This is a genomic window from Ferrovum sp. JA12 (genome assembly GCF_001431705.1).
In the GTDB taxonomy this organism is placed as follows: Bacteria; Pseudomonadota; Gammaproteobacteria; order Burkholderiales; family Ferrovaceae; genus PN-J185.
Map to the genome: position 1 here is coordinate 635,405 of NZ_LJWX01000001.1, position 17,566 is coordinate 652,970.

General features: G+C 40.7%; 15 protein-coding genes. 11 read left to right on the plus strand and 4 right to left on the minus strand.

Going from position 1 to position 17,566, the window contains the following annotated elements:
* Positions 1-146: 146 nt before the first annotated feature.
* From argC to rplM, 3 genes are all read right to left on the minus strand, one after another.
* Positions 147-1,175: an N-acetyl-gamma-glutamyl-phosphate reductase gene (argC, locus tag FERRO_RS03445; RefSeq protein WP_056929454.1), complete on the minus strand. Its 1,029-nt coding sequence runs from the start codon at positions 1,173-1,175 to the stop codon at positions 147-149.
* Between the two features lie 102 nt (positions 1,176-1,277).
* On the minus strand, positions 1,278-1,670 hold the full coding sequence (gene rpsI / locus FERRO_RS03450; protein ID WP_056929455.1) for a 30S ribosomal protein S9: 393 nt from the start codon (positions 1,668-1,670) through the stop codon (positions 1,278-1,280).
* A gap of 8 nt (positions 1,671-1,678) precedes the next feature.
* Positions 1,679-2,107: a 50S ribosomal protein L13 gene (gene rplM / locus FERRO_RS03455; RefSeq protein WP_056929456.1), complete on the minus strand. Its 429-nt coding sequence runs from the start codon at positions 2,105-2,107 to the stop codon at positions 1,679-1,681.
* 111 nt (positions 2,108-2,218) lie between these two features.
* Between rplM and FERRO_RS03460 the strand changes: the two genes are divergently transcribed.
* The 9 genes from FERRO_RS03460 to FERRO_RS03500 all read left to right on the plus strand — a co-directional run bounded on the left by FERRO_RS03460 (position 2,219) and on the right by FERRO_RS03500 (position 14,239).
* Complete coding sequence (locus FERRO_RS03460) at positions 2,219-2,638, plus strand: OsmC family protein (RefSeq protein WP_056929457.1); 420 nt, start codon at positions 2,219-2,221, stop codon at positions 2,636-2,638.
* Entirely contained in the window at positions 2,638-3,660 is a 1,023-nt protein-coding gene (trpD, locus tag FERRO_RS03465) for an anthranilate phosphoribosyltransferase (protein ID WP_056929458.1), read from the plus strand. The genes FERRO_RS03460 and trpD overlap by 1 nt, the downstream gene beginning before the upstream one ends.
* Positions 3,653-4,447: an indole-3-glycerol phosphate synthase TrpC gene (gene trpC, locus FERRO_RS03470; RefSeq protein ID WP_056929459.1), complete on the plus strand. Its 795-nt coding sequence runs from the start codon at positions 3,653-3,655 to the stop codon at positions 4,445-4,447. Before trpD ends, trpC begins: the two co-directional genes overlap by 8 nt.
* Before the next feature lie 91 nt (positions 4,448-4,538).
* The gene (locus FERRO_RS03475; protein ID WP_056929460.1) at positions 4,539-7,772 is read left to right on the plus strand and encodes an efflux RND transporter permease subunit; all 3,234 of its coding nucleotides are present in this window, start codon (positions 4,539-4,541) and stop codon (positions 7,770-7,772) included.
* A 28-nt stretch (positions 7,773-7,800) separates the two neighbouring features.
* The gene (locus FERRO_RS03480) at positions 7,801-8,979 is read left to right on the plus strand and encodes an efflux RND transporter periplasmic adaptor subunit (RefSeq protein ID WP_056929461.1); all 1,179 of its coding nucleotides are present in this window, start codon (positions 7,801-7,803) and stop codon (positions 8,977-8,979) included.
* Between the two features lie 2 nt (positions 8,980-8,981).
* Positions 8,982-10,385, plus strand: coding sequence for an efflux transporter outer membrane subunit (locus tag FERRO_RS03485; RefSeq protein WP_056929462.1), 1,404 nt, complete (start codon positions 8,982-8,984; stop codon positions 10,383-10,385).
* 189 nt (positions 10,386-10,574) lie between these two features.
* Positions 10,575-11,891: a porin gene (locus tag FERRO_RS03490; protein ID WP_056929463.1), complete on the plus strand. Its 1,317-nt coding sequence runs from the start codon at positions 10,575-10,577 to the stop codon at positions 11,889-11,891.
* 94 nt (positions 11,892-11,985) lie between these two features.
* Positions 11,986-12,696, plus strand: coding sequence for a hypothetical protein (locus tag FERRO_RS03495; RefSeq protein WP_056929464.1), 711 nt, complete (start codon positions 11,986-11,988; stop codon positions 12,694-12,696).
* A 193-nt stretch (positions 12,697-12,889) separates the two neighbouring features.
* Positions 12,890-14,239 (plus strand): phage integrase SAM-like domain-containing protein, encoded by a 1,350-nt coding sequence (locus tag FERRO_RS03500; RefSeq protein ID WP_056929465.1) that lies wholly within the window; start codon positions 12,890-12,892, stop codon positions 14,237-14,239.
* A 77-nt stretch (positions 14,240-14,316) separates the two neighbouring features.
* Here FERRO_RS03500 and FERRO_RS03505 read toward each other — a convergent pair whose 3' ends face one another.
* Positions 14,317-15,585, minus strand: a complete 1,269-nt coding sequence (locus tag FERRO_RS03505) for a porin (protein ID WP_056929466.1) — start codon at positions 15,583-15,585, stop codon at positions 14,317-14,319.
* A gap of 389 nt (positions 15,586-15,974) precedes the next feature.
* Between FERRO_RS03505 and coq7 the strand changes: the two genes are divergently transcribed.
* Positions 15,975-16,604 carry a 2-polyprenyl-3-methyl-6-methoxy-1,4-benzoquinone monooxygenase gene (gene coq7, locus FERRO_RS03510; RefSeq protein WP_056929467.1) on the plus strand — a complete coding sequence of 210 codons (630 nt, stop codon included), beginning with the start codon at positions 15,975-15,977 and terminating at the stop codon, positions 16,602-16,604.
* 49 nt (positions 16,605-16,653) lie between these two features.
* Complete coding sequence (gene argB, locus FERRO_RS03515) at positions 16,654-17,559, plus strand: acetylglutamate kinase (RefSeq protein WP_056929468.1); 906 nt, start codon at positions 16,654-16,656, stop codon at positions 17,557-17,559.
* Positions 17,560-17,566 lie beyond the last annotated feature (7 nt).

A 17,566-nucleotide genomic window follows, 5' to 3' on the forward strand; every position in this document is an offset into this window, starting at 1 on the left:
TTTAGCGGATTCCAAACCCTAATTAATAAAACGGAATTTCTTGTATTTTAGGTGGCCTTAGTGTGGCATAAGTTAGCGGCACTACTTGTAACGGATTGTAAGGTTAGGCGCCATGGACTAAATTGAGTGAGGTTTAAGAGAATCACCTAAGGCAACACAGGAACTTGCGTTAAACCCATGGTTTCATTGAGTCCAAACATTAAATTCATGTTTTGTACAGCCTGTCCAGCGGCTCCTTTCACGAGATTATCAATGACCGATAAAACTACCACGACCTCACTGTGAGGCGGTTGGTGAAGGGCAATACGACAATAGTTTGATGCTCTCACAGAACGTGTTTCAGGATGGCTGGCAAAGGGCATCACATCAACAAAAGGCTCATTAGAATAATGGTTTTCAAATAGTTGTTGCAGATCTACTGTGTGCTTTAATGTGGCGTAGCAGGTCGCATGAATCCCTCTAATTAAAGGCGTCAAATGGGGTGTAAAAATAAGATTAACGGGGCCTTGATGGTGGTTACTGAGTTGTTCACTAATTTCAGGAAGATGGCGATGGCCACTGACACCATAGGCTTTAAAATTATCGGAGGCCTCAGAAAAGAGTGTTTGTATTTCACTTTTTCTGCCGGCGCCAGATACTCCAGATTTGGCATCGGCGATGAGCGTATTAGCATGAATAACCCCTGCCTTGATTAAAGGAATAAACGCCAATTGCACAGCGGTGGGGTAGCAACCCGGATTAGCCACCAATTGAGCTTTTTTAATCTCATCACGATTGACTTCGGGTAGACCATATACCGCCTGTTTTACCCACTCTGGGCTTACATGCTCCATGGCGTACCACTTTTCCCAGAGAGGAATGTTTTTTATGCGAAAATCCGCCGCCAGATCAATGACTTTGACGCCCTTCCTCAAAAGACTAGGTGCGTCTTTCATGGCTATGCCATTCGGGGTAGCAAAAAACACCACGTCACAGTGAGAAAGCTCTTGGCTGTGGGGGTCAACAAAGGCGAGATCAACGCGTCCTCTCAAGTTTGGAAAAACATCAGCGACTGGTTTATTAGCATCTTGTCTTGAAGTGATCGCGGTCAGGTTAACCTCAGGATGCTGGACCAACAGACGCAATAGCTCAACTCCTGTATACCCTGTTCCGCCAACAATACCTACTTTAATCATCCTTGAGATCTCCCTAACTCTTTACGCTATTATCGCTTAAAAAAAGATTTTCGCAGCAATAAAAAAAGCCGGTAGAACCGGCTTTTTTTACTTTCAATACTGTTATCGTTTGCTAAACTGTTTACGACGACGAGCTTTGTGTAGACCCACTTTCTTACGTTCCACTTCACGGGCATCTCGGGTAACTAAACCTGCTTGCTTAAGTGCTGATTTAAGTTCCGGATTATAGTCTATTAGAGCTCTGGTAATTCCGTGACGAACTGCACCGGCTTGGCCTGATTCACCACCACCTGCCACATTAACACGGATATCAAATCCACCCATATGATTAGTGAGCTCCAATGGTTGACGCACTACCATACGACCTGTTTCACGGGAAAAATATACATCCAGAGGTTTACCGTTGACGATAAACTTACCAGAACCATTTTTAATGAAAACACGGGCCACAGCACTTTTACGTCTGCCGGTACCATAATAATATTGTCCGATCATAATAACGCCTAGATAACTAAAGGTTTAGGTTGTTGAGCTGCATGTGGATGGTCAGTTCCAGCATACACTTTCATTTTTTTAATCATGGCATAACCCAAAGGACCCTTAGGTAACATGCCTTTAACTGCTTTTTCAAGAACGCGAGCGGGATGACGTGCACGCATTTTATTGAAATTGGTTTCATAGATCCCACCAGGGTAGCCTGAGTGACGATAATATTTTTTATCTTCACCTTTATTACCGGTAACACGGATTTTATCTGCATTAACCACTACAATAAAATCACCCGTATCAACGTGTGGGGTGTAAATAGGTTTGTGTTTGCCGCGAAGTCTGAGAGCTATTTGACTAGCAAGACGCCCCAAGATTAAGTCTTGTGCGTCAACGACGAACCAGTCGCGCTGTACTTCATGGTTTTTAGCCGAAAAGGTTTTCATGGCACTTTACCAACAATGTTATTCGATAGCCGACTATTATAAACTTGAGTCTTTCCTAATGTCAATGCGTTGTTATAATGTTCAAGTATGCTAAGACTAAAGGACGCAATAATGAAAGCACGGGTAAAGTGGGTTGAAGGAATGAGTTTCTTGGGGGAAAGTGGCAGTGGCCATACTTTTTTAATGGATGGCGCCCCTGAGTCTGGGGGGCGAAACCTTGGTGTTCGTCCCATGGAGGCTATGCTCCTTGGCGCCGGAGGCTGTACCTCTTTTGATGTGGTGTTAATTTTAAAGCGCTCAAGAGCGCAAGTTACTGATTGCGTGGTTGAAATTGACAGTGAGCGGGCTGAAACGGACCCTAAGGTATTCACTAAAATTCATTTTCATTTTATTGTAACAGGGGTAGATTTGAAGCCTGAATTAGTGGAACGGGCGATTAAGCTCTCAGCGGAAAAATATTGTTCGGCAACTTTTATGTTAGGTAAAACCGCCTCGGTAACTCATGATTTTGAAATTCGCGAGGCGATGTAATGGTCGTGAAATCAGTGTTAACACATCTTTTGGCGGGAAATTCTCTTAACTCCCAACAGATGACCGACGTCATGGAAGGGATTCTAACTGGCCGCATTTCAGAAATACAAACTGCAGCGGTTTTGAGTTTATTGGCAAAGAAAGGGGAGAGTATTGAGGAAGTCGTTGCCGCTGCCAAAGTGATGCGAGCGTTATCCCAGCGGGTAGAAGTGAGGATGGATGCCCCAGTGATTGACACCTGTGGCACGGGGGGTGATGGTTTACATACCTTTAACATTTCTACGGCTTCATCTTTTGTAGTGGCCGCGGCAGGCGCTGCTGTGGCGAAGCACGGCGGACGTTCAGTATCCTCTTTGAGTGGCAGCGTGGATGTTTTGGAGGCAATGGGGTTGCCAGTCAGTGTTTGGAGTTTAGCGCGTGTACAAGATTTTTTGGAGCGTTATCGCTGGACTTTTATGTTTGCCCCAAATCATCATACAGCAATGAAGTATACGGCTCATGTGCGTAAAGAATTGGGTATTAGAACCTTGTTTAATATTCTGGGACCCCTGACTAATCCGGCCAATGCTCCTTTTCAAGTACTGGGGGTGTTTAGTCCTCATTTAACTCGTCTTATGGTGGAAGTGTTAAAAGAGTTAGGAAGTGAGGGGGCTTTAGTGGTTCACGGTCATGATGGGCTGGATGAAATTTCTTTAGCAGGCCCCACCAGTGTTGCCGAGCTAAAAAATGGGGTAATTCGGTATTATGAGATAACTCCAGAGCAGTTTGGTTTTACAAGGATGCCTCTCAATCCTCTGCTCGTGAATAACCCCATGGAATCCATGTTTTTTATTGATCAGGTGTTGGATAATTTCCCGGGGCCTGCCAGAGACATTGTTGCTCTGAATGCGGGAGCTGCAATATATATCACTGGCTTAGTAGAGAGTTTTGAGGCTGGCGTGCAAAAAGCCCTAGATGTGATTGCCATAGGGGACGCAAAGAAACTGAAGGATCAAATTAAAAAGGCAGCTAATCATGGATGATATTTTAAAGAGAATAGTCGAGACTAAGCTTGAGGAAGTGGCTGCAGCTAAAGAACAAGTATCGTTAGAGGTAATGCGAGAGATGGCTATGTCTTCTGGCTTATGTCGAGATTTTGTGGGGTCAATGGAGCGTAAATTAACCACTCAACAGGCCGCCATCATTGCAGAAATTAAACGCGCAAGTCCTAGTAAAGGGGTGCTTCGTCATGACTTTGATCCTGCTGCCATTGCCCAGAGCTATGAGGAAAATGGAGCAGCCTGTTTGTCTGTATTAACTGATGAGGAGTACTTTCAGGGGAGTATTGAATACCTAAGAGAGGCTCGCTACGCCTCTACTTTACCAATTCTAAGAAAAGACTTCATAATAGATGAATATCAAATCTATGAGTCTAAAGCCATTGGGGCTGACGCCATATTACTCATAGTATCCATTCTGGAAGATGATCTGATGCATACTCTGTGTCAATTAGCGCAAAGCTTGGGTCTTGCCGTTCTTGTGGAGTCCCACGATGAGATTGAGCTAAAGAGAGCCCTGCGAGTTCCCACACAATTGATGGGTATTAATAATCGCAATCTTAAAACCTTTGAAACCTCATTAAATGTGACGCTAAATTTACAGAAACATATTCCGCAAGAGCGCATCATAATTACTGAAAGTGGTATTTTAACCCGAGAAGACGTTAATATGATGCGCTCTCAAGGGGTGAATAGCTTTTTGATCGGCGAAGCATTTATGAAAGCCATAGAGCCTGGGATAGCTTTGAGGCAATTATTCAGACTAAATTGATCCATTTACAATCGGTAACAGAAGTTTTGATTTCTTGTGTCACAATGCATCACCTTTTATGATTGTCTATTAGATTTGAGGAGTTTGAGTTTTGATAGGGATTGTTAAGCTTGCGCTGAAGAGACCTAACACCTTTATTGTGATGTCTTTAATCATTACATTATTTGGTGTCATTTCTGCCTTTAAAACACCGGTTGATATCTTTCCTCAAATTAATATCCCCGTCATCAGTGCCGTATGGACATATAGTGGTATGCCTCCAGAGGACATGGCTGGGCGGATTGTTTACTACTATGAACGCTCCTTAAGCTCCACTGTGAATGATATCGAACATATAGAGTCCCAATCTTTATTTGGTTACGGGATTGTAAAAATCTTCTTTCAGCCTGATGTGGATATTCGAACTGCTAATGCTCAGGTCACCGCCATCTCTCAAACCGTTTTAAAACAAATGCCTCCTGGTATTACCCCTCCGTTGATTTTGAATTATAACGCGGCAACAGTACCTATTTTACAGTTGGCCTTATCGAGTAAAGTTCTCTCTGAGGACCGTATCTTTGACTTGGGTCAAAACTTTATTCGCCCACAGCTAGCCACGGTCAGAGGCAGCGCTGTTCCCTCACCCTATGGTGGCAAGGTGAGACAGATCCAAATTGACTTGGATCCTCAAGCTATGCAATCAAAGGGGATTTCGCCGGATGATGTGTCCACAGCCTTAAAGAACCAGAACTTAATTTTGTCAGCTGGAACCGAAAAAATCGGGACCTTTGAGTACAATATTAAGATTAACGATAGCCCTGAAGCGTTTCAAAAGTTAAACGATTTACCTATTAAAAAAATTAATGGCGCCATTATTTTTATTCGTGATGTGGCTCATGTAAGAGACGGTTTTCCGCCCCAGATCAACGTTGTTAGAAATGATGGTCGGCGCTCTGTATTGATGACGATTCTTAAAAATGGTGCCACCTCAACCTTGGATATTATTCAAGGAACGAAAGACATTATTCCAAAACTAGAGGAAACTCTACCAAAGAGTTTACATGTTGACTTAGTTGGAGATCAGTCGATTTTTGTGAAGGCAGCCTTAGCTGGTGTGGTTCGCGAGGGTTTGATCGCCATTGTTCTAACTAGCGTCATGATTCTATTGTTTCTGGGCAGCTGGCGCTCAACCATTATTATTTCTCTGTCAATCCCGTTGTCCCTATTATCAGCAGTCATTTTGTTATCGATTTCTGGGAATTCTCTGAATGTCATGACCTTAGGCGGCTTGGCACTCGCCGTGGGGATGCTGGTAGATAATGCTACTGTAGTCATTGAAAACATTAACTACCATTTGGAGCAGGGTAAGCAGGTGAGAGTGGCGATTATTGATGCAGCAAAGCAAATTATTCAGCCAGCGTTTGTTTCCACTCTTTGTTTTTGCATTGTGTTTGTGCCTATGTTCTCTCTCACCGGAGTGCCAAGATATCTTTTTGTACCAATGGCTGAAGCGGTAGTGTTTGGAATGTTGGCTTCTTTTATCTTGTCGCAAACATTTGTACCGATGATGGCCAATAAATTCTTAAGGGTGCATACAGCTCATCACGCACTCCCTGAGGAAGGTCACGAGGCGGTTCGTGTTAAGCGTTCTCAATTACGTTTAATATTGCATTTTTTCTCGACCTTTCAACAGCAATTTGAAAGAAAATTTGCTGCTTTTCGTGAAGGATATCGTTCTTTCTTAATACTGGTGTTAACTAACCCCAAGAAATTTACTTGGGGATTTACCGCTTTTGTGTTGATATCTTGTATTGGTTTATATCCCATGCTAGGACGTAATTTTTTCCCTACTGTGGATTCTGGGGATATGAAAATTCATGTCCGTGCTCAAGTGGGCACGCGTATTGAAGAAACAGCCAAATTGTTTAACCTAATAGAAGATGATATCAGGCGACATATTCCTAGTGATCAGTTAGATACTATTGTAGATAATATTGGTCTATCGGTGAGTGGTATTAATACTTCTTATAGTAATACTGGGACGATAGGTCCTCAAGATGGGGACATTCTCATTCACTTAAATGAAAATCATACGTCTACTAGTGCCTATGTCAAGCATCTGCGTGAGTTTCTGCCGCGCGATTTTCCTGGAGTTAGTTTTGCCTTTCTACCCGCCGACATTACTAGTCAAATTTTGAATTTTGGCGCGCCGGCACCTATTGATATACAAGTGAATGGCCCCAATAAGTTTGAGAATTTGGCTTTTATTAAAAAAATCGAGAAACAAACCAGGGAGGTTCCTGGTATCGCTGACGTTCGTCTGCAGCAAGCCACCAATTATCCGCAGTTTAATATCGACATCGATCGCGTTCAGGCCAATAACTTTGGCTTGACGGAAGCGGATGTGACCAATAGCCTAGTGGCAACGTTGGCGGGAACGAGTCAGGTGGCTCCTACTTTCTGGTTAAATCCAAGTAATGGAGTGTCCTATCCTATTGTTATTCAAATGCCGCAGTATCGTATTAATTCTTTGGCTGACTTAGAAAATATTCCTATTACAGCTCCTAACTCTAAAGGTTTGCAAGTTTTAGGAGGGCTAGGGTCCATAACTCGTACCCAGTCAGACTCCGTGATTTCTCACTACAACATTAAGCCAGCCTTTGATATTTATGCGTCAACGCAAGGGCGCGATTTGGGGAGTGTCGCTAAGGATATCCAAACTATTATTGATCAAAATAAGAAAGATTTGCCAAGGGGTGCTAGTGTGATACTCCGTGGTCAGGTACCTATTATGGAAAACTCTTATATGGGGTTAAGCTTAGGATTGATTGCTTCTATTGTCCTAATTTACTTCTTGATTGTGATTAATTTTGAATCTTGGCTTGATCCTTTTGTGATTATTACAGCGTTACCTGCAGCCTTAGCCGGTATCGTATGGATACTATTTACCACTTACACTACTTTGTCGGTTCCTGCATTAACTGGAGCAATTATGTGCATGGGGGTGGCCACAGCTAACAGTATTTTAGTGGTGAGTTTTGCCCGTGAACGTTTGCAAGAACTCAAGCATCCTGTTCAAGCAGCATTAGAGGCTGGGGTAACTCGTTTTCGTCCTGTGTTAATGACGGCAGCAGCTATGGTAATTGGTATGATTCCCATGGCTCTCGGTTTAGGGGATGGCGGTGAGCAAAATGCGCCTTTAGGGCGAGCTGTCATTGGTGGTTTGTTATTTGCCACCTTTGCCACCTTATTGTTTGTACCGGCTGTGTTTAGTTTGGTACATCGTAATGATCGATTTGATGAAGTTGAACAAACATGGGACGACGAGTCACATGATCCCGTGTAAGTTAGCATCGTTTTAAAGGAGTGTTGGAATGCATCACGATTCGGAAGAAGTACATTTTGAAGTTAAGAGTGTTCCGAACCTAAAGCGTAAATTAATCATTGCCGTTGCAGTGATTTTACTGATTGCGCTGTGGGGCGGAATTAAGCGTTATATTGACTACAAAAAACAGGCCACTTGGAGCGCCGAGCAGGCAATTGAGTCGGTGGCTATTATTCACCCTCATGTGGGGGGTAACGGTAATACTCTGGTGTTGCCTGGAACCTTGCAGCCTTTTATTGACGCACCGATTTTAGCTCGTGTAGATGGGTATTTGAAGATTTGGTATCACGATATAGGCGCTAAAGTAAAAAAAGGTGAATTACTGGCTGTTATTGATACGCCAGAATTGGATCAACAATTAAGTCAAGCTCAGGCTAATTTGGTGAGAAGGCAGGCCGATGAGAATTTAGCTTTTGTTACCATGAAACGGTGGAAAGCCCTGTTAGCTAAAGACTCTGTATCAAAACAAGAAACTGATGTCCATATTGCTGATTATGAAGCACGTAAAGCAGATGTCTTGGCAGCCAGAGCGGATGTGGCAAGAATAGAAGCCTTTGAGAGTTTTAAACGCGTTATTGCCCCTTTTGATGGCATTATTACTGCTAGAAAAACCGATGTTGGGTTTTTGATCAGCGCTGGTAAAGGAACAGAGTTATTTAATGTGTCAAGTGTTGACCCACTGCGCCTTTATGTACCCGTTCCTCAAATATACAGTGATCGAATTAAAAATGGTCTGACTGCGACGCTTACGGTGCCTGAGTTTCCTAACCGTACTTTTACCGCTAAGGTGGAAACTACTTCCGGAGGAATCAGTAACGTCAGTGGTACGATGCTGGTGGAGTTGTTAGTTGAAAATAAAGATGAAACATTAAAACCTGGAGAGTATTCGCAGGTTAAGTTTGATTTGCCAGAAAATAGTAGCGCCGTAAGAGTTCCTTCAAGTTGTTTGATTTTTAGAGCAGGAGGGTTGAAGGTGGCGGTATTAGGTACAGATAATCATATCACCTTAAAACCCATTGTGGTTGGAAGAGATTATGGTAGTGAAGTGGAAGTGATCAAAGGCTTAAGTGTTAATGATCAAGTGGTGGACAGTCCCTCTGACTCTATTGAAACCGGGGACTTGGTAAAACCTCAAGTCTCTACTACTCAACAGCCGGGTGGGAACTAATCATGAAACGGTGGTATTCAGCATTTGTTGTTTTACCTCTGGTTCTTAACGGCTGTTCACTGGCGCCAGATTATAAGCGTCCTGAGGCTGAGATAGCTCCTCATTTTAAAGAGGATGGTGTTTGGCGCACAGCAGCCCCCATGGACGATAAAGCCAAAGGGGATTGGTGGCACTACTTTAATGACTCAACGCTAACCCATCTAGAGGCTAAGATAGATACAGCCAATTTGCAATTGGGTATTGCTCTTGCAAGACATGATCAAGCGCTCGCTATCGCTAATGAGAATAACGCTCAACTGTATCCCGAGATCGATGCAACCGGTAACTATTTAACTAATAGACAGTCCTTAAACAGACCTCTAAGAAGCTCCAGCTTAAACTATAGTGTTTATGGCAATACGGCAATTGGTGCAGGGATTAATTACGAGCTTGATTTTTGGGGTAGGTTGCGTAATCAGGCCAAATCCTCGGCGTTACTGGAAGAGGCTAGCCGAGCTGACATAGAAACTGTTCGTTTGAGCCAACAAGCCCTATTGGCTTCAATTTATTTTCAGTTAAGAGGTTATGACACACAAATAGCTATATTCGATGACTCTATCAAAGCCTACGAGAGAGAGTTTGTAATTATTAAAAATCGTCATGACGAGGGAGTCGTGTCAGGCTTGGACGTGGCTCGAGCTGAGAGTTTATTGGATCAAGTTAAGGGACAATTGCAGGGTTTGTTAGCGCAGAGAGCCATTTACGAGCATGCGATAGCAGTTTTGGTGGGTGAAAATCCTAGTACCTTTAGGATAGAACCAGTCACTAGTTTCTCTGAAACCTATCCTAACTTGCCAACTATTCTTCCCTCTCAAGTACTACAACGTCGACCGGACATTGCCGCCGCTGAGCGTCGAGTGGCATCAGCCAACGCAGAAATTGGGGTGGCAAAGGCGGCATTTTTCCCAACGATTAATTTATTTGCCTTTGGGGGCTACCAAAACAGTGGCTATGGTAACTTGTTATCAGTGCCTAATAGTACTTGGGCGTTGGGTCCGCTGGCCTTTTTACCAATAATTGATGAAGGTAGAAGACAGAGTTTGGTGGATTTGGCTAATGCACAAAATAAAGAGTTAATCGTTACCTATCGTCAAACAGTATTAACAGCATTTAAAGAAGTAGAGGACAGTATGGCCTCTTTAAATCATCTACAAACTGAACTCACAGAACAATCAAAGGCTACTATCGCTGCAAAAACCACTTATGATTTGGCGGTAAACCGCTACCTTGAGGGGGCCAGTAGTTATTTAGAAGTGATTGATGCTGAGAATACCAAGCTTCAAACTCAGATTGCTGAAACTAAAGTGAGGTCAGCGCAAATGATTGCCGTTGTCAGCTTTGTAAAAGCCATTGGCGGTGATTGGTAATATTCAAATGTTGTTTATACGCAACACGCTTGTTGTTAATTTACAAATTACACTTCCAAACATGGATGAACTCACCTAATTCAAGTTATAGTTCACTCATGAAAGCCTAGTTATCTAGGCTTTTACATATTTTGTAAATCTTTTGTATGAAGTTTTACATAGTTCATTTTTAATAGATGGAGTTTACACATGAAAAAATCGCTACTCGCTTTAGCAGCATTAGCTTCAGTCGCCAGCGTAGCTCACGCACAAGACGGCATTCAGTTGTATGGTGTTTTAGATATGGGCGTTGCTCAGGCCACCAATAACCAAGACATCTCCAAAAATGGATTTGTAACCGGACTGACTCCAACAAGCGCGCCTTACTTAGGTAAATCGCCTGTAACTGGAACAGTTGATGGGCTTATTAATGGTGGTCAATCAGCTACTCGTTGGGGTATTAAAGGTTCTGAAGACTTAGGTTCTGGTCGTAAAGCTTTCTTTGTATTAGAGTCAGGTTTCAACCTAGCTAATGGTCAATTAGCTACCTCAGGTTTGGCTGGTAGCTCAAATGTCTTTTCAAATGCTGATACAAGTTTGAATGGTCAATTATTTGGTCGTCAAGCTTATTTAGGTTTATCTGACAACCAATTAGGTCAATTGGAAATTGGTCGTGTATATAATGTGTTTGCTGATGTGATTTCAGGTGGATACGATCCTGTTAATTTCCAAGAATTTTCACCAATTAACTTCTCTGGTTTCTATGGTGGTGGTGGACAAACAGATAACTTCCGTGTTGACAACTCATTGAAGTATGAAAAAACCTTCGGTAATTACAAAGTTAAATACTTACATTCTTTTGGTGGTATCTCTAACAGCTACAATGCTGGAAGCTCAGATCAAGCAAGCGTAGGTTATGAAAATAGCCGTTTTGGTGTTCAAGCTGGTTACCAATATACTCATGACGTAACAGGTATTTCTTTCCCTGGTTCGTTAACTTCTTATACTCCTTCTACCGGCTATGCAGCTCCAACAAATGGTATTCCTGTACCAAATGGTGTGAACGTAACCTATAACGATCTTAGAGCAGCTTTGTTGGCTGGAAGATATAATGTTAATCAAAGACTTTCTTTGAAAGGTGGTATCGAATATATTACTTATACTCCTGCGAGCAACTATGCAGCTGATGCTACTCTTACAAACGTATATTCTTATACTATCGTTGGTCAACAAAACGGTATTAACAAAGACTTCCATGTGTTCTTTGCTGGTGGTACCTATGATTTGACACCAAAACAAAAAATCTCCGCAGGTTATTACTGGATTACAGTACGTGCTGATGGTGGAAGCGGATATGATAAATATGCTTCTGTTGCCTATGAGTATTATTTGTCAAAACGAACCAACTTCTATGCTGCCGTGATGAACGACACCAAGTCAGGAGTTGCTGCAGTTGGATATCCAACCGTCTCAGCCTACCCATCAGTATTTAATACTTATGGAGTGGGTGTTCGCCACTTGTTCTAATTTTTGTTTTTAAAAAACTAAATTAATGACGTCAATAAACCCCTTACATGTTTACGTAAGGGGTTTACTTGAAAAATATAATGGCGGTTAAGTTATGAGTAAATTTCTTAAATTCAGAAGAAGTCTTTTATTCTTCGGAGTTTCTTTGTTAATTACTTCTTGTGCTACTCAAGAAAATACCTACGATTTAAAAAAAATATCTTCTACAAACAATGTCAAAGCAGTACGTCATCCAGAAGTTGGTCAATTTTGGAAATATCAAGTTAGGGACAAATATAAAAATCAAATTGTAGACGAAATCACTGAAACGGTAGTTTCTGTTAGCCCTGACATTGTTATTCAAAGAATAAGTAAGAAAAACGGAAAACTTCCTAATGAGGTCCAGACATCATGGGGAGAAATAAAAGAAGATCCTCATTGGCAACCGGAAGTTGTCTTTCAAAATCCAGATCAAATCTGGCCAAAAGAACTATTACCTGGAAAAATAAGTGCAGATAATCAATACTCTGTTGTTGATGATCCATTCTCTTTATATTCTTGGCATAAAGATGTTGAGTATGTAGGCTGGGAGTCTATAACAACTCGAGCTGGGAAATTTAATGCCTTTCATATTAGAAGTAATATACGTTTTGAGAGTAATGAGTTTTACTACAAAAAAGAAAATAAACGATTTGACGATATATGGTTTGTTCCAGAAATTGGACGCTGGGTATTAAGGGTGCAAAACGGAACGTTTTTAATACCAGGAAGAGGGGGAACTGGAAATGAAGATTATTTGGCTTATGAGTTAATTGAATGGAAATGACCAGCTAATTAAATAAAAACCTCAATTGATATTGGGGTTTTTTTACGAACTCGTTTGTTACATTTTTTTACATATTTTATTACATTTTTACTAAATGTAAAAACTTGTTGAAAATAAAAAATTACAAATTTTTTTTCTAATCAATTTTTTTTTATTATATTTTCAACAATAGACAATTAAAAAAGATATTAATATGATTATAAAAGAATATAAGTTAGGTGAAAAAATTGACCATCAATTGATTATGGACAATTTTCTTATACTAGTTCGAGGAAAGTTACTCCATGTCAGTAATTTAGATAGCATTCTATTTGATAAACCCAGCATCTTGAGTTTGACAAATAATACTAATAATAGTCATGAGTTTTTTATTCCCATTGAAAACAGTCATATTGGAGTGATCCCAAGAAATACTTTCACTAGTGAAGACAAGAGTCATCAGAGTAACGCTCCAGCGAAAACTATAACTTTAAACACTACAGGTATAAACAAGAAAAATAATCAGGAAATTAAACTTAAACAAAGCCATTTTAACTTCCTAAAGACTCCTAACGTAATTCCTAGTTTTAAGACGATTACTGACCTAACCATAAATAATGAGCGTTCAAAGGTATTACGCAATGAAATCACCTCTCACACGTTTAGAATGACATGCTCAAGAATTCTTAAACATATTCTTCCTTACTTTAAACGTTATTCCATTGACGAAGTGACTCATCAAGATATTAGTTCTTTTCTAAACTATTTAAGTACCTTTGAATATAATAATGTGACAATATCTCAGTATTTGGTTGCTTTAAAAAAAATATTTGTAACCGCCAAATTAAACGATTGGATAAACGATATCCCCTACATACCTAAAATAAAAGTTCAAAAAAAGCCAAGGGGTTGGTTTACCTTAAATGAATATAAAACACTTTGTAAAGAAAGTATTAGATACTCATCGTTGCATGAATTACCCTACCCACCAACTCATAGAAATATAAAAAATGGTATTTTTACTAATCAACAAAATATAATGTTTGGATTAAATTGGGTTATAAGGTTTATGATTAACTCGTTTATTCGGCCTGTTGATCTTAAAATCATTCAACATCAACATGTGGAAATAATTAAAGGTAAATATGTTTATTTGAGGTTAAATTTACCTGAAACCAAACGTCATACTGGACAAACCATTACCTTGCCCGGAGCTGTTTTTGCATATCAGCGATTGGTTGAATATTATCAACAATTTGGTTTAAATAAACCAAAGGATTATCTATTTCTTCCTGAAGTGAGTGATCGTCAAGCAGCCATTACCATCCTTGAAAATAACTTTAGAAAGCTTTTAATTAATTGTAATTTAAGATTTTCTTCTAATGGATTGAAAAGAACATTATATTCATTAAGACATTCTGCAATTACCTATCGTCTTCTTTATGGTAAGAAAACAGATCTCTTAACACTCGCAAGAAATTCACGAACTAGTGTTGAAATGATTGATAAGTATTACGCGAGTGAAATTAGTGCAGAAATGAAAATTGATCACATACATAGTTAATATTAAACCCACTGCGTTGCCACAGTGGGTTTAATTTACTGCATTCTTGCCTTAGACTGGTCTTAACAAGCAAGAGATTAGAACTTGGTACGTACACCAATACCGTAGGTATTGAATGTTGAAGGATAAGCGGCACCAGCTGCTGCTGCTCCTTGTTTGGTATCATTCATCACTGCAGCATAAAAGTTGGTACGTTTGCTCAAATAGTACTCAGCAGCAACAGACGCATATTTATCGTATCCGTCTCCAGCTGTGCCGCCGGCTTGTAACGTTACCCAATAGTAACCACCAGATAATTTGATTCTATCTGAAAGGTTATAATCAGCACCTAACCAATATACATTGTACTGTTTAGATCCACCAGCAGTGCTTGAGGCTACTGTGTAGGTGTAAATGCTGTTGAGTTGTTGGTCAGCGCTGTAGTTACTTGGAGGTAAATATTGTACAAATTCATAACCACCTTTAACGGTAAGTTTTTGATTGAAGTTGTATTTACCAGCTAGAATATATGACCTTAAATCATTAAATGTCACTGCCACGGCATTTGGAATTGGTGTGGTTGTACCCGTTAAAGTTCCAGGCACAGCAAGTTCTGATACATCGTGGGTGTATTGATAACCACCTTGTAAGCCAAAACGTGTGTTTTCATATCCGATGGTAGCTTGATCGGAACTTCTTGCGTTGTAGCTGTTTGAGATCCCACCAAAGGAATGCAAGTATTTGAACTTGTAATTACCGTAGGCTTTGATGTATTTCAAAGAATTATCAATACGGAAATTATCTGTTGTACCGCCACCGCCGTAAAAACCTGAGAAAGCGATAGGTGAGAACATTTGAAAATCAACTGGATCGTATCCACCAGAAACGATATCAGCTTGTAAGTTGTATACTCGACCAATCTGTAATTCGCCATAATATGGATCAGACAAATCCAAGTGAGCTTGGCGCCCAAATAGTTGGCCATTTAAGCTGGTGTCAGCTGCAGACAGGTTAGTGCTGCTACCTGCTAATCCTGCTTGGGCTAAGGTACCATTACCAATGCTAAAACCTGACTCTAACGTAAAGCTTACTTTACGACCAGAACCTAAATCCTCAGAACCTTTAATACCCCAGCGAGTAGCAGATTCTCCACCGTTCATCATGCCTAGAACCGTACCACGATCAGCGGCTTTAGCTGAAGAACCTGTAGGAACTAAACCAGTAACGAAAGTTGGTGAAATGTCAGCTGCATTGGTAGCTTGAACTACACCTGCATCTAACACACCGTATAACTGAACACCATCTTGAGCGTTAGCTATACCAGCAACAGATGCTAGGGCTGCTAAAGCGAGTAGCGATTTTTTCATGTGTAAACTCCATCCATTACAGATGAAAGTTTATTTTCTTAAAAAAATCAATAAAATCAATGGGTTAATTTTCTTATTAATAAGAATAGCTTACAAATGAAAAAATGATGGCTTTAATGAATTTTTGATACAAAATTAACACTTTGATAATTTACAAATGATCTGGAGTTTTTCTCTTTCAGGATAGTAAAGTTATAAATTGTCACAATTCTTTCATATTTAAATATCGCCGTATTTTTTTGTTAACAAAAATTAACAAATATTGTTTTAATGATTTAGAAAAACTTAACGTATTTGAAAAGGATTTTTTGAATTCAGATAAAATACTTGTAACTGTTATTTAAAAAACCTGTCTCACCATCAATAAAACACTTTAAGGATAGTAAGCCATGGCCGTTTTGCTAGATCAGCTCATCATTGCCTTTGACCGCAGTCTTAGAGTATTAGTAACCTCACAGCAAGCTGGAAGAGCCACCCCTGGAGGGGAACTTAGAGATTTAGATTTATCTGAGCGAGATCGTCGCTTTGCGTCTCGTTTGATGCGAATTAATCACACAGGTGAAGTCTGCGCGCAAGCGCTCTATCAGGGACAGGCTTTGACAGCTAGGCAAACTTATACACGTGATGCTTTGAAAGAGGCGGCACAGGAGGAACTTGATCACCTCGCCTGGTGTGAGACGAGAATTAAAGAATTAGGTGGTCGAGTGAGTTACTTAAATCCAGTATGGTATACAGGTGCTTTTTTAATGGGTATTAGTGCTGGGATTGCTGGAGACGGATGGAACTTGGCCTTTCTGAAGGAAACAGAAAAACAAGTTGAACTCCATCTTAACTCTCATTTAGAGAAATTAAATAATGAAGATCTTAAAACAAGAGCTATCATTGAGGTAATGCGTAAAGATGAACAATCTCACGCTAAGCTTGCCGAATCACTGGGTGCTTTTGAGTTCCCAGAGTGGATTAAAAGGGCTATGGCAATCAGCTCAAAATTAATGACTAAAACTGTCTATTGGGTTTAAGGCCATTTTGTCATAAAATGGGCACAATTTATCACTTCGAGTTCACGCCATGACAAGTCTCATCTCTCCTGAATTTAAAACTACCGTATTAATTGAAGCGTTACCCTACATTCAACGCTTTCATGGTAAAACTATTGTGATCAAGTACGGTGGTAATGCCATGACTGATGTGGCGCTGCAAGAGGGCTTTGCTAGAGACGTGGTGTTGTTAAAGCTAATTGGTATGAACCCAGTGGTGGTGCATGGCGGTGGTCCGCAAATTGGGGAGCTTTTAAAGAGAGTGGGGAAACAAAGTGAGTTTATTCAAGGAATGCGCGTTACGGATGAGGAAACCTTGGATGTAGTGGAAATGGTGTTGGGTGGCTTAGTTAATCAAGATATCGTGACCTTAATTAATCGCGCTGGCGGCAACGCTGTGGGGTTAACTGGTAAAGATGGTAACTTTATCCATGCCAGAAAACTTAAAATTCGTAATCCTCAGCAATCCGATGAGGAAATTGATATTGGCCAAGTGGGGGAGGTAGTGAGTATTGATCCTAATATCGTTAACTTACTCTCGAAACAGAACTTTATCCCTGTGATCGCTCCCTTGGGAGTGGGAGAAAATGGTGAGGCCTATAACATCAATGCTGATTTGGTGGCAGGAAAGCTTGCAGTAACCCTGCAAGCGGAAAAGCTTCTATTGCTCACAAATACCTCGGGGGTACTCGATAAGGAAGGGCAAGTGTTAACGGGTCTCAACACCGCAAAAGTTCAGGCATTAATTGCCGACGGGACCATTTCAGGGGGGATGCTCCCTAAGGTGGATTGCGCTTTAGATGCGGTACAAAATGGTGTTAAAACTTCCCATATTATTGATGGTAGGGTTCCCCATGCGCTACTCCTTGAAGTGCTTACTGATGAGGGTATAGGTACGTTAATTCGCGGCGCTTCGGCCAATCGCGGACAGGGTTAATTAAGAA